10 protein-coding genes are annotated in these 14724 nt (G+C 42.2%); 6 read left to right on the forward strand and 4 right to left on the reverse strand.

Going from position 1 to position 14724, the window contains the following annotated elements; translation table 11 throughout:
- Positions 1 to 13 precede the first annotated feature (13 nt).
- The gene (gene metG / locus LJ707_RS18245; protein WP_228953746.1) at positions 14 to 2086 is read right to left on the reverse strand and encodes a methionine--tRNA ligase; all 2073 of its coding nucleotides are present in this window, start codon (positions 2084 to 2086) and stop codon (positions 14 to 16) included.
- 41 nt (positions 2087 to 2127) lie between these two features.
- Between metG and LJ707_RS18250 the strand changes: the two genes are divergently transcribed.
- Together LJ707_RS18250 and LJ707_RS18255 are read left to right on the forward strand one after the other, a co-directional pair.
- Positions 2128 to 3030, forward strand: a complete 903-nt coding sequence (locus LJ707_RS18250; RefSeq protein WP_228953753.1) for an LD-carboxypeptidase — start codon at positions 2128 to 2130, stop codon at positions 3028 to 3030.
- A gap of 52 nt (positions 3031 to 3082) precedes the next feature.
- Positions 3083 to 3490, forward strand: a complete 408-nt coding sequence (locus tag LJ707_RS18255) for a DoxX family protein (RefSeq protein ID WP_228953755.1) — start codon at positions 3083 to 3085, stop codon at positions 3488 to 3490.
- A gap of 63 nt (positions 3491 to 3553) precedes the next feature.
- Here the strand turns inward: LJ707_RS18255 and LJ707_RS18260 are convergent, their stop codons facing one another.
- Genes LJ707_RS18260 through LJ707_RS18270 form a run of 3 tightly spaced genes read right to left on the reverse strand, consistent with a single transcriptional unit; the run spans position 3554 to position 9389 of the window.
- Positions 3554 to 4540 (reverse strand): DUF1735 domain-containing protein, encoded by a 987-nt coding sequence (locus tag LJ707_RS18260; protein WP_228953757.1) that lies wholly within the window; start codon positions 4538 to 4540, stop codon positions 3554 to 3556.
- A 21-nt stretch (positions 4541 to 4561) separates the two neighbouring features.
- Positions 4562 to 6262, reverse strand: a complete 1701-nt coding sequence (locus tag LJ707_RS18265; RefSeq protein ID WP_228953760.1) for a SusD/RagB family nutrient-binding outer membrane lipoprotein — start codon at positions 6260 to 6262, stop codon at positions 4562 to 4564.
- 19 nt (positions 6263 to 6281) lie between these two features.
- Positions 6282 to 9389: a SusC/RagA family TonB-linked outer membrane protein gene (locus LJ707_RS18270; RefSeq protein WP_228953762.1), complete on the reverse strand. Its 3108-nt coding sequence runs from the start codon at positions 9387 to 9389 to the stop codon at positions 6282 to 6284.
- 184 nt (positions 9390 to 9573) lie between these two features.
- On the opposite strand from LJ707_RS18270, the gene LJ707_RS18275 reads away from it, so the two are divergent.
- From LJ707_RS18275 to LJ707_RS18290, 4 genes are all read left to right on the forward strand, one after another.
- The gene (locus tag LJ707_RS18275) at positions 9574 to 9906 is read left to right on the forward strand and encodes a PadR family transcriptional regulator (RefSeq protein WP_228953764.1); all 333 of its coding nucleotides are present in this window, start codon (positions 9574 to 9576) and stop codon (positions 9904 to 9906) included.
- A gap of 33 nt (positions 9907 to 9939) precedes the next feature.
- Entirely contained in the window at positions 9940 to 11616 is a 1677-nt protein-coding gene (locus LJ707_RS18280) for a PspC domain-containing protein (RefSeq protein WP_228953766.1), read from the forward strand.
- Positions 11613 to 11819, forward strand: coding sequence for a hypothetical protein (locus tag LJ707_RS18285; protein WP_228953768.1), 207 nt, complete (start codon positions 11613 to 11615; stop codon positions 11817 to 11819). The genes LJ707_RS18280 and LJ707_RS18285 overlap by 4 nt, the downstream gene beginning before the upstream one ends.
- A 126-nt stretch (positions 11820 to 11945) precedes the next feature.
- A complete protein-coding gene (locus LJ707_RS18290; protein ID WP_228953771.1) occupies positions 11946 to 14447 on the forward strand; it encodes an outer membrane beta-barrel family protein in 2502 nt (833 codons plus the stop codon).
- Positions 14448 to 14724 lie beyond the last annotated feature (277 nt).

Here is a 14724-nt window from a genome sequence, read left to right on the forward strand (position 1 = left end):
TCACACCATTTTTTTATCGTATCACTGCTCCGTTCGGCATTTCATCCGCAGGGGCAACAAAGCTTAGCTTGCCTTCGGCATTTTCGGCCATCAGTATCATGCCTTGCGAGGTAATGCCCTTAATATCGCGCGGCTCAAGGTTTACCAGTATACTTACCTTAGCACCTACAATAGCTTCCGGCTCGTAGCACTCCGCAATGCCTGATACTACCGTACGATGGTCGATACCTGTATCAATGGTCAGTTTCAGCAATTTCTTGGTTTTAGCTACTTTTTCAGCAGCTAAAATGGTACCGGTACGAATATCCAAACCGGCGAATTGCTCAAAGCTGATGTTCTCCTTCGCCGGGGCAACAACAGCCTCTAAGGCCTGAGAGGCTGACGCCTTTTGTGCTTGTAGCTTTTGCAGTTGTTTTTCAATTACCTCATCCTCTATTTTCTCAAACAGCAGCTCAGGCTTGTTCAGTTGATGGCCATTAATAAATGATAGTTCCTCCTCAAAACCGATAGTATCAACTGGCCAGTTCAGCATGTGCAGTATTTTTTTAGCGGTTGCCGGTAAAAATACCTGCAGGCAGGTAGCCAGGTGGCCAATAAGCACCAAACTGTTATGCAGCGCTTCCTTAGCGGCTTCGGGTTCGGTTTTAATCGTTTTCCATGGCTCTTTTTCAGTCAGGTAACGGTTACCCAGGCGGGCCATGTCAATAACCGACTGCAACCCCTGGCGAAACTTGAACTCGTTGAGCGCCTTTTCCAGTTCATCATAACCCTTGCCTATCTCCTCATTCAACGCAGTATCAGTTAATTGCAGGTACGGGCCCGATGTTTCTATCTTACCATCGTAAAACTTGTGCATCAATATCATTACCCGGTTAATGTAGTTACCTAATATGGCCACCAGCTCATTATTAACCCGTGCCTGGTAATCTTTCCATGTAAACTCACTGTCGCTGGTTTCAGGTAGTATTGAGGTAAGCACATAACGCAATTCATCCTGCTTGTTCGGGAATTCTTCCAGATATTCATGCAGCCAAACCGCATGGTTGCGCGAGGTTGAAAGTTTATCACCTTCCAAATTCAAAAACTCATTGGCCGGTACATTATATGGCAGCACGTATTCGCCATGCGCGTGCAACACCGATGGAAAGATGATGCAATGAAAAACAATATTATCCTTACCGATAAAGTGGATCAGGCAGGTATCATCCTCCGTGTTCTGCTGCTTTTTCCAGTACAGTTGCCAATCCTTATTATTATCAATGGCCCATTGTTTGGTTGCTGATACATAACCTATTGGTGCATCCAGCCAAACGTATAGCTTTTTGCCTTTAGCTTCCTCAAGCGGAACATCAATACCCCAGTCCAGATCGCGCGTCATGGAGCGTGGTTGCAGGCCTGATTTAAGCCATGATTTACATTGGCCGAATACGTTTACCTTCCACTCACCCTCCTTCTCGTCTATCCATTTCTCCAGCCATGGCTGATATTTATCCAGCGGTAAATACCAATGCTTGGTAGGCTTTAATACCGGTGTTTTTCCACTTAAAGTTGATACCGGGTTGATCAGATCAGTCGGGTTAAGTGATGTACCGCATTTTTCGCACTGATCGCCGTAAGCATTTTCGTTATGGCAGTTAGGGCAGGTACCTACAATGTAACGGTCGGCCAAAAACTGCTGGTATTCCTCATCAAAATACTGCTCAGAGAATTTTTCCTCAAACTCGCCTTTCTCATAAAGGTTTAAAAAAAATTCTTTTGAAAGATCATGATGTATAGGTGATGAGGTGCGGTGGTATATATCGAATGAGATACCGAACTTCTCAAAACTATCCTTTATCTGGTAATGATATTTGTCGATTATGGCCTGCGGCGTGGTACCTTCTTTTTTTGCTTTTATGGTGATAGCTGCACCATGCTCGTCAGATCCGCAGATGTACACCACGTCGCGTTTTTTGAGGCGCAGGTAACGCACAAAAATATCAGCCGGTAAATAAGCCCCCGCCAAATGGCCAATGTGTAATGGCCCGTTGGCATAAGGTAATGCTGAGGTTATGGTATATCGTTTAAATTTATCAAGTTGTGACATTATGTACCGCGTTATTTATAATTTGGCAAAGATAATTCAATATGAGCATAACTCCCCCATATCTTAAAAAAGGTGATAAGATAGCAATCACCTGCCCGGCTAAAAAGCTGCCCAAACCCATGACGGATGCCATTAACCTGCTGCAATCATGGGGGCTTGAGGTAATTTTGGGCGAAACAGTTGAGGCATCTTACCACCAATTCTCCGGTGATGATGCCTTGCGGGCAAAGGATATGCAGCGCTTTGTTGATGATGACAGCATTAAGGCCATCATAGCTGCCCGCGGTGGCTATGGCACTATCCGGATTATTGACCATGTAAATTTTGACCGACTGGCAACTCACCCAAAATGGGTTTTAGGGTTTAGCGATATTACTTTGCTGCATAGCCACCTGTACAGCAAATACCAATTACAAAGCATACACGGGCAAATGCCGGTAAACATACCCGATGCGTCTGCACAATCAATACAAACGCTGCACAGGGCCTTATTTGGCGAAAAACTAAGCTATGAATTCACCTCAGCCGGAAAATACAATATCAACGGCGAGGCTACGGGCACTTTAGTTGGCGGCAATCTTACGCTGCTGGTATCTACGCTTGGTTCTGTATCTGATATTGATTACAGCGGCAAGATACTTTTCATAGAGGATGTAGGCGAGTATCTATACGCTATCGACCGGTTGATCCGTACGCTTGACCGCGCAGGTAAGCTCAATAATTTGGCAGGCCTTATAGTGGGCGGCTTTACTGAAATTAAAGATAATGAGATTCCCTTTGGCCAAACGGTTGAAGAGATTGTGATAGATGTGGTGAAAAATTACGGTTACCCGGTATGTTTCGATTTCCCGGCGGGGCACATATCAAACAATCAAAGCTTAATATTAGGCGGCACACTGCATTTGCAGGTAAGTGAGCAGCGCGTAACCGCAAACTATATATAACCTTAACTGTTTAGCTGCTATAACATTCCGTTTACTTTTAAATAAATAGCTTATGGCGGTTTTGAGCAACCTGGGCCGGTACAAAGATGCCGGTTTACTGATATTACACGTTGGCCTTGGTGCCATGATGATATTTCATGGTTATCCTAAAATAATAGGCGGGCCGGATGGCTGGGCACAGTTAGGCGCGTCAACAAAGTATGTAGGCATAACCTTTTTACCCACTTTTTGGGGCTTAATGGCCGCTTTGGCCGAAGGCTTGGGCGGTGTGCTTATCCTTTTAGGCCTATGGTTCAGGCCTGCAGCCATTTTTTTAACGCTGAACATGATCGTAGCCTCAGCCATGCACCTTGGTAAGGGCGATGGTTTAATGGATGCCTCACACGCCGTTGAGCTGGCGTTTGTATTTGCCGGGCTTATATTTATAGGGCCGGGTAAATATAGTATTGATAAACGCTGATTTTATACCCAAAACGAAAAAGCCGCTTAATAAGCGGCTTTTTCGTTTTGGGTAATAGCAGAATTAACGACTTCCTTCAAAAGTCCATTTTTCATGGAAGAATGTTCTGTCGCCACCGCCTTGAACCATTATATAACTTACTTCAAGTGTTTTAGTAGTACCATCTGCTGATACAGTAAACTTATTAACACCTGATGGGTCAAGCCTTGCAGAACGACTATTTGAATTGTTACCCTGACCGTAGAAGTTTGTAACACTTACTACGTTACCATTATCATCCATTGTAAAGATTGGGGCAAAGTTACCGTAGTATGAGTTTGCTGTGCCACTTTTAATAGGGTGACCTTGCAACCCCCCAAGATATGTGTTACAGAACATTACTACTGAATTTGGTGAAGTAGTAATCAAATCTGAATCTAACGGGTAGTATCCGGTTAAACCAGGGTTGGTAGCGTCAACCATAGGCGCAGTAGCAGTAACAGTATAATTTCCATCATACTTGTTTTTTACGCTTACCTTAGTTAAAATAGTACCATAATTACCACTAATAGTAGTACCATCTGCATCAGTAATGCTGATTGGAAGTATATATTGCGCATCAAAATCTTCTATCAAAGTAGTGTTCAACTTTACATTGATTTTAACCATACGCTGCCCTTTAGGAATTGTAACCTCGGCAGGTATCGAATAAAATGCGCTTGGCAACAATGTGTAATCCAAATCGATGCCGTCTTCAGCTTGTTCTGCAACGTATTCATCGATGGCCTCAGGCTTGATTCCAAGTTTAATTTTAATATCCTTTGGAGCTGCTGACCCACCTGTGTAATTAATTACATAAGGCATTTCAATATTTGGATCTAACTCATATGCTCTTTCATACAGGGCATATTTTGCACCCACTGATGAGCTTGGCAACTCAAGGGTTGATGATGAAAATTCAACAACTGCAGGAGAATTTGTAGGGGTTAAATTAGCCCTGTCATCCTTCAAACAAGATGTTAAGCTTGTAACGGCAGCTGTGAATAATATTATGCTTAAATACTTTTTCATTTCTTTTAATTTAAATAGATATTAATTTAAATCGTAAAACACACGAGACGTAAACGGATTAATACCTGAAGGCACATTCTGAGCGTTAAGTGCATATTCCGATGCCGGGTACAATACGCGAACAGGCAATTTATCCTGACGTGTAGATACTGATTGAAGCGAAGCGAAGTTAGTAAACTCGTTGCCGCCCGGATTTGTAGTAGGGTAACCTGTCCTTCTGTAATCAGACCAGCCTTCATTACTGTGGATATAATTAACAGCGATCCATTTTTGCGTTATAATGGCTTCAAGTTTTTGTGCAGTAGTACCAGCCAAGCCCAAATCAACCAAATAAGGTTTAGAAGCACCTGCATTTTGCTCAACATAGTAATCATAAGACTCCTGCCCCGCGCCATTGCCTTCAGCAGCATCTGGCTCAAGTTCGTAATCAGGCTGTAGTGCTTCGTTTTGATTCGTTAACAAATAACGCTGTGAAGCGCGAATGCCACGGGCGAACAACTCATCTTCAGTTAATGCTGAAGGAATAATACCGAACAACTTAGCTTCAGCCTGAACGAAATAGCTCTCTGCAGCTAACATTAACGGCTGAGCCATTTTTGCTCCCTTAATAGTACCGTAACCCTCCGACGCCGCACCATTGCTATTGCCTGTAAAAAACTGGCCGCCAGTTGCTGATTTCTCTGCGTCATCACCTACATAACCTAATTGATTAGCGGCGGTATAGTTACGATAAGTCACTACAGGATCATACAGACCTACACCCCTAACGTCGTCAGCTAATTTATGACCATCATAAAAACCAACCGCGTAGTAAGTAGGTACGGTGGTTAACTGTGCCGATCCGCCAGTGTAAGTATAAGCATAAGCATTGAATGATGGGTTTTGTTTACCATCCTGGCCTGCTGCGTATTCTGGTTGCGCTTTAACATCGTAAGTAACAAAAGCAGCGCTTGCAAGCTTTGCTTTCTCAGTATTGAAAGTTGTTGAAAGGCTTCCAACTTCGCGAATACGCACTAGCATTTTTAGCTTTAAAGTGTTTGCAAAAGCAGTCCACTTAGCAGTAGGGAAACCATTATTTTCCCATGCTCCGCCACCGCTTTGGCCAGACGTAATAATATCAATACGTTGGCTGTTTGGACTTGTTGCAGTAGAAATAGTTGTTTGAGGATCATTAGCTATTGCTAATGACGCTATAGCAGCATTCAATTCTCCAAATAAAGCAACATATATATCTTCAGCCTTATCATATTTTGGAGTAAGGTTTTCAACCCCCTTCAAGGCATCAGTGTAAGGTACATCGTTATAAACATCAATCAAACGCAGGTAGCAAAAAGCTTTCATGATTCTTGCTATAGCATTATAGTTTTTATAAGGACCAGTAGCTTCCGTTTTGTTTATTATGGTTTGATAGCTATTAAGATTGCTATAAGTAGATGACCATAAATTATTGTAATTGGCAGTTGAATAGTTGTATGTTAAGTCTGAACCAAACCCACCGTAACCACCGGCGTTAGCCTGATAGCCACCGGCCCAAGCCCCGTAGCTATTAAATGCTACATTGTTTGCTGCAGTCTGCGCAAGCGCAGCAGGCAGGATCAAATCCGGACTAACATCAACTGGGTTATTCGGATTATCGTTTACATCCAGATACTTGTTACAAGAGGTGGTTGCTAATAAGGCCCCCCCTAAAAGTATCATATTTAAAAATTTTATCCTTTTCATTGTCTTTTTCTCTTTTAAATTATAATGTTACTGATAGGGTTGCACCGAAGTAACGGGTTGGAGGGGTTTGGCTTAATGATTGGATACCAATAGCGTTACCATCTGAGAAGTTAAACTCCGGGTCAGTGTAAAGGTTTGATTTTGGAACCCACAGCAACAGGTTTCTGCCCTGTGCACTGATAGTTACGCCCTTAACATATTTTTGATTTCCTAAAATAGATTTTGGAAGGTCATATGATAATGACACCTCACGCAGCTTCCATGATGCACCGCTATAAATGTAGTTTGTTGCAACGTTGGTGTTGTAGTTGCCATCAGGGAAGAAACCTGCACCACCATCAGATACTGTGATATTTGTGTTAGCAACATAAGAATTTGTGGCTTCATCAAAGTAAGATGAGTTAGGGAACACGAAACGCTCACGATTGTAGTATGCTGTTCTGATACCTGAACCTGAAAAATCATAAGTACCGGCACCGCTGTTATATACTACGAAACCAGCACGGTATTCAGCTAATGCAAATAATCTGAAGCTTTTGTATTTAACTTCCATATTTACGCCAACACGATGTTTAGGGCTGGTGTTACCTAATATAGTTTGCGCTGAGTTAGCAATTGGGTAACCGGTAGCTCTGTTGATAACTACACGGCCTTGATCATCGCGAACATAGTCGGTACCTTGAAGTACCGGATAAGGCAAACCGGTTACAGCATAAACTTGAGCTGCTGCACCAGTACTCAAAGCAACTTGATTTAAGTCCGGGCTGATTTCAACAACTTTGTTGATTTGATAAGTGTAGTTACCGCCTAAAGTTAATTGCCAATCAGTGTTTTTGTATGCTATTATGCTTAAAGTACTTTCTAAACCTTTGTTTAACACATTACCTGTGTTGGTAAGGTAAGAGGTAAAACCTGTAGCGTTTGATACACCAGTAGGAACTGTTTGGTTAGTAGTATTTGTTTTGTAGTAAGTAAGGCTTGCGCTTAAACGTTCGTTGAAGAACAAACCGTCAAAACCAGCTTCCCAACCTTTTGTAATCTCAGGGCGTAATGAAGCAGATACTAAACGATTGCTTAAGATATAACCAGGACCAGTGCTGAATGGATAGCCTGCAGCCTGGCTGTAAGTTGGCACATTAGCGTAAGCATCAATATTAGCCTGACCTACTTTTGATAATGACGCACGGATTTTTAAGCTGTTAACCATATCATTATCTTTAAGAGATTCGAAAGCCATTGTTGGAACGAACGAAGCGCTTAATGATGGATAGAAGAAAGAGCGGTTATCTCGTGCCAAAACTGAAGTCCAATCGTTACGGCCCGTACCTTCTAAAGTTAAATAATCTTTATAAGTTACACGTAAATCACCGTAAACGCCCATTTGTCTTCTTGTAGCTGAACTTTGGCCGCCGCCTGTGTTAGCAGTGTAACGTGCACCAACGTTAAACAGATCTTCCTGAATTAAACCACTTGCATTGATGGTTTGCTGGTTATCATTGTTACCGCGTAACTGAGTACCAGCGGTGAATGATACTTTGAAATCACCATAGGTTTTAGCAAAAGTACCTTGAAACTCAGAAAGCAATTGAGTGGTGTATGAACTACCGTCTTCAACACTGCCGGCAATATTATTAGCTCCATTGAACTTGCCGCTTGCAATGGTGTAAGGGGTAAATACGAATTTATTAACAGTGCTTTTGTATGATGTGTTGTATGTTGAGATACCTACACGGCCTACAAATGTTAACACATCAATAGGGCGCCATTTTAATTCGGCTTTACCTATCAAATAATCCTGACGGGTATTGTTACGGCTGTTAGCTGCCCTGTAGTAAGGGTTGTCATAATAGTCGTTGTAAAAACCGTTAGGGTTGGCGAATTTATTATTGCGCCAATCTTTGTAATCAGTAATACGGATGTTGTCCGGTTGATTTAACAAGTTGTCATAAATAGTACCGGTAGCGCTGGTTACATCTAAACGATTTTGAACATAGTTTGCAGAATAATCTAACGATACAGTGTTACCTATGTCACGGGTACCGTTTAAACGTAAAGATACACGATTGTACCTATCACCAGGCGTTGTACCTTTTTGAGTAAAATACTGTCCGGAAAAATAAGTTGTTGATTTGTCATCACCGGTTTGTAAGGTGAAGTCTGACTGATTTGCCACACCTGTTTGCCAAAAATCATTTTTTGAATTAGTAGCAGCATATGGAAGTATTTGTTGAGAACCATCTTCAAGTACACGGCCTACTGGTTTCAATGAACCGTCGAATGCAGGCCCGTACTGTTGGTTTTCGTACGGAGTATACTGCTGTATACCCGAAGCAGAACCTGAACCAAACAGATTTTGAACTTTAGGGAAGTAGCTAACCTGTTCTAAACTGGTTGTGTTTGAAAAGCGTATTGATGTTGAACCCTTTTTACCTTTTTTGGTAGTGATCAGGATCGCACCGTTTGACGCATCTGAACCATAAAGGGCAGCACCAGAAGCACCATTCAACACTTGGATATCTTCGATATCCTCAGGGTTAAGGCTGTTTAATACCGCGTTCGGAACAATAATGTTATCCAACACGATCAGGGCCTGGTTGTTACCAAGTAATGAACGGTTACCACGAAGTACGATACGTACGTTAGGGTTAACACCGCTGCTTACAACGTTAACTTGCAAACCGGCAACTTTACCTGAAAGGGCTGCAGCAACACTTGGGGTTTTACCCTGGGTGATAGCCTGGCTCTTTAACTGGGTAGTAGCATAACCTTGCGTACTTTTTTGTACTTGCAGACCGGCCGCTGCCACAACCACCTCATTAAGCTGGTTTGAGCCTGATGAAAGCGATACCGACAGGTTGTTACCTGAACCGATAGATACATCCTGGCTTTCAAAGCCAATAAAAGAAAAACGGAGGGTTTTTGCATTTGCAGGTGCAGAAATTGTGAATTTACCTGCTGCATTTGTTTGCGTACCAATTGTAGTTCCTGCTACAGTAACACTTACTCCAGGTAACGGCAAGCCGTCATCTTTTGAAGTAACTGTACCAGTAACTGTCCGGTTTTGCGCAAAGGTCTGAGTTACGCACAACATCAGAAAGCACAAACTTACGAGTAGAAGTTTTTTCATTTCGTTAATAAATAAGATCAGTTAATAGTTAATTGAACATAAAAGTAATGTTACATTATTAAAAAGTCAAATTTTATGTTAAAAAAAGTTAAAAAACTTTCAGTAAAAGGCTTTAAAATAAAAAATATGAAAAATACAGTACTATGTATTGCATAATACATTCTTAAACATATATCTTTGCATTATGATTGTTGAAAATACTCAAACCCAAATGAGGAAAGGCATACTGGAGTACTGCATACTTTCCATAATTGCAAAGGGTGAAACATATGCCTCTAACATCATTGCCGAATTAAAAAAGGCGCAACTGCTTGTTGTTGAGGGCACTCTGTACCCATTGCTTACCCGGTTAAAAAATAATGGGCTGCTCACTTACAACTGGGTAGAATCCACATCAGGCCCGCCGCGCAAATACTACGTACTGTCTGACGAGGGTAGAAAAGTGCTCGAACAGCTCGATAAAACCTGGCAGGAACTTGAATTTGCCGTACGCACTGCAATTGGCGACAGAAAGTAACCCCTAAACCATCACCCCAAAAAAAGAATCATCATGAACAAAACCATTATAATAAATATTAACGGCACCGTATTTCATATTGAAGAGGATGCCTATGAAGTGTTAAAAAATTACATGACTGATGTTAAGCGTCATTTCATGAACTCGGCTGATAGCCTGGAGATCACCACCGATATTGAGAACCGCATTGCCGAAATGTTTAGCGAGATACTTACCCGCGACAGCAAGCAGGCACTTGTTGAAGCTGATGTGCAATTTGTGATCGAGCAAATGGGCCGCGTTGAAGATTTTGCCAGCGCAGAGGAGGACAGCACAGCCGAACAACCATTTTTTGCAGAAACCAAAACCACCAGCCGTAAGCTCTTTCGCGATGCGGATGAGCGTGTTATTGGCGGCGTTTGTTCAGGTATAGCAAGCTATTTCGATCTACGCTCGGTATGGATCAGGCTGGCGTTCATAATTGCGGTGTTGTTTTTTGGCACCGGCTTTATATTATACATAATACTATGGCTGGTGGTACCCAAAGCCGCCACCCGCGCGGATAGAATGGCCATGAAAGGCGAAAAGCTGAACCTTCAAGGTTTTAAACGCAACTTTGAGGAAGAGATGACAGGCCTTAAAGGCAGCATGAGCAATTTTAGCGATGAGGCCCGTCCGTTTATTTACCGCGCACGAGATTTTGTGGGTGATTTATTTACGCATTTTGGCTCTTTTTTGCGTACGTCAGGCAAATTTATTATAAAAGCCCTCGGTGTTACAATTGTTATCTGCTCATTTTTAACAATAATAGGCCTGGCAGTAGTTATCATAGCATTTTTGGCCTATGGCAATATGGGCATATATAACTGGTTTCCCTTCAATATTGTTAATTACCAGGCTAATGTTATTTTTTTGATATGCGGATTTTTACTGGTAGGCATTCCTTTGCTTACGATCATCTTATTAGCAGTAACCCTGTTGTTCAAAAACTTCAGCTTTAACCGCGCTACAGGTTTTACACTTTTGGCTATATGGCTAACATCGGTATTTGTAGTAATTTATTATTCAGCCCAGGCTACTGCCGATTTCAGATATCCGGCCAGCTTCCGTAAAACGGTAACCCTGAAACCATCAAGCAACGGCATCTACTATTTAAGGCTTAATGATATAAAATACCTTACCGGCGAAGACAGCACCAGGCTGAATATTAAGGAACGCTTTAAAGGCCTGACCATTGTTGATAAACCATATAGCCACGAGATAGATGGCCCCGGCAGTACCGTTTACCTGAGTATTGAAAGGGGCGACGTGGCGGCACCAAAACTTATTGAAGAATTTAGCGCCCGGGGCAAAACATTTGAAGAAGCGCTGATAAACGCGAGGGCAACCAGCTACCAATTCTTTCAACAGGATTCTGTTTTAAACTTTTCGCCAAAGCTCGATAGGCAATCGGGAGCTTTGTGGCGTGCCCAGAGTTTGAATATTACCATTAAGGTGCCATTAAATACTGTAATAGTTGTTGAGGATGAGGTGAACCGCCTTGCCAATAACTTTGACATATGGGGATGCAGATCAATGAACGGGCAGGATAGCGGCAGTTCAACCACCTTTATCATGACGGCCGATGGCTTGCAATGCAAAGTAAATACGCCTCCGGCTCCGCCAAACCTACCTGCTTCTGATACTGTTGCAATAGCTAAAGACACTGTTATCACCACTACCAAAAAATGAAAGCCCTGATAAAATATATAAGCCTGCTGATATTCAGCGGGCTTATTATTCCCCTTTATTTTTACTATCTGCCTGAGAAAAACAATTGCCTTGATACACCTATTATCAATGCTTTATCAAACCAACAACCTATAGAAAAAGCGCATACTTACCTGCATAACTTAGCCTCGATAATATTCCCGGTGATAAAAAAGTTTGAATAAACTGTAACCTGCATGCATGTTTCAGCATCTTATATAAAAAACGGATGCTTGTTTACTGAACACCATCTAACGCGGTTTAGCTGAAACCGTAAAGCCGAAATTTTTTAACTAAACACTTAAAAAAACATGAAAATGCTTTTACAGGATAAGTATTGCCCTAACTTTTACACCTTATATATATATATATGTGCATTTATTTTTAGGATAGCGGCAACTATGGCGCTTTTTATAGCGGCATTTAATGTTACAAATGCACAAACTTCATCAAAAATATCAGGCTCGATATTAAATGAGGCCGGCAAGCCCATGGAATTTGCCACACTTAGCCTTTTACGCGCTAAGGATTCGAGCATTGTTAAAGGAACCATGGCTGATGCGAACGGAAAGTATGCTTTTGAGAAGATAACAGCGGGAGATTATATTGTTGCCGCCACTACCATGGGCTATCAAAAATCGCATAGTGCAAAATTCACATTAGGTTCGCAAGCTGTTAACCTGCCTGCTTTAAGTATGCAGCCTGCCAGCCAGAGCCTCAAAACGGTAAACATTACCGCTGCCAAGCCATTAGTTGAACGTAAGGCCGACCGCCTGGTAATGAATGTGGAAAATAGCATTGTAGCCACCGGTAACAGCGCCCTTGAGGTATTGGAGCGTGCGCCAGGGGTAACTGTGGACAAGGATGATAACATCAGCCTGCAAGGCAAGGCCGGGGTAACCGTAATGATTAACGATAAGCTTACCTATCTGTCATCAACACAATTGGCTAACCTGCTGCGCTCAACTGATGGCAGTACCATTCAGTCAATAGAACTGATCACCAACCCGTCCTCGAAATATGACGCGGCTGGTAATTCGGGCATTATCAACATCAAACTAAAAAAGAACAAGCAATCAGGTTTTAACGGTTCGCTTACTGCGGGCGCGGGTTACGGCCTTAATTTTAGGGACAATACCAGCCTCAACCTGAATATAAAGGAAGGCGACTGGAACTTTTTTGGCTCGTTTAGTCGCGGTGATATAAAGCGCGAAAACACCATGAACCTGCTACGCACGGTTACAAACAGCACCGGCACTACATTTTTTAATCAGCGTACTGATTTTGTTAACCAGGTACATTTTAACAACTACCGCTTTGGCGCTGATTATAATACCTCAAAAAGAAACGTAATAGGCTTTATTGTAAGCGGCGACCACTCAAACGGGTTTGATGATAATGGCAACGTAACCAACATTGGCCCATCGTTTAACCAGGTAGACAGCGTTCAAAATACCCCGTCAACCATTGACCAGTCATTCCGCAACATAGCGTTGAACCTGAATGATAAATTTGATATTGACACTTTGGGCCAAAGCATCAGTGTTGATGTGGATTATTCAAAGTTCCGCAATAACTCTAACGCGTTGTATACCACCAACTTTTTTTTAGGTGATGGCACGCAATACAAAGACCCGTTGATGATAGCCAACATCACACCTTCAAAAATTACCATCAACACGCAAAAGGTTGACTATGTGAAGCCGCTTAACAAAACCCTTAAACTGGAACTGGGCGCTAAATTCAGCTTTGTAAAAACTGATAACGACCTGCAGGCAAAAATTGACTCGACAGGCAATGGGCTGGTTGATGATGCCGGCCGTACTAATCATTTTATATATGATGAAAAAATTAAGGCGGGCTACTTTAACCTGAGTAAGGAATTCAAGACCACATCGGTACAATTAGGTTTACGTGCTGAACATACCAAATCAAAAGGCGACCTGGTAACTACTAACAATGTGGTTGAACGCAGTTATCTTAACTTTTTCCCTACCCTGTTTGTTAATCAAAAGCTGGGCAAAAAACATGAATTAGGGTTTAACTATAGCCGCAGGATAGACCGCCCAAGCTATGAGGACCTGAATCCGTTTGTTTATTATCTCGATCAGTTCACTTACTCACAAGGCAACCCATTTTTAAAACCACAATACACCAACTCATTTGAGCTAAACTATACTTATAACAAAACCATTAACCTGAGCTTTAACTACAGCCACACCAGCGATGTGTTTACCGAAGTTATTTTAACAGATACGGTTAGAAAGGCTACTTATCAAACCAACCTGAACTTTAACTCGCAGGATTCATATTCACTAAACTTAAATACCCCGTATACACTTTTTAAATGGTGGACAGGTAACTTAACCTTTACCGGGTTTTACAATAATTTTAAGGCAAATGATTTGCTGGGCGGTAACCTGAATAAAGGCCGTGCGTCATTCTTTGTAAAAACCACCAACACCTTTTTATTACCAAAGGAGATTAAGGCAGAGATCATGACTTTTTACCAGTCATCTGTAGCTTATGGCATTTATAACATCAAGCCACAGTATTATATTGATATGGGCTTGAGCCGCTCATTCCTGAATAAAAAGCTGAATGTGAAGTTTGCCGTGAGTGACGTTTTTTGGATGCGCCGCAATAACATTACCGCCAACTACCAAACCGTTGACCTTGACATTCGCCAGAAACGCGAAACCCGTATTGCCCGCATCAACCTTACATATAACTTTGGCAACACCAAAATTAAAGCCCGCAACCGCCAAACCGGTGCCGATGATGAAAGCAACAGGGTAAAATCAAGGAATTGACAGGTTCTTTTACCATTGCGATGTACCGCTATGTCATGCTGAGCTTGTCGAAGCACTCGCCGCCTGGTTAGGCCCTCGCTCGCCCCTCGACAAGCTCAGGGTGACATGGCTTTCACTGTCTAATTCATTTTTTCATTTCGATGCAATAGTGAGATCTGCCTGCGTTCATTAGCAAGCGACAGATTTCTCCTCGTTCCTCGTTCGAAATGACACATTTTTATGTAGTACTTTAATAAAAAGTCCTCCCCCTCGGGGAGGATTTAGTAGGGTTGAGGGG

The sequence above is a fragment of the Mucilaginibacter sp. UR6-1 genome, from assembly GCF_020880975.1.
Classification (GTDB): Bacteria; Bacteroidota; Bacteroidia; order Sphingobacteriales; family Sphingobacteriaceae; genus Mucilaginibacter.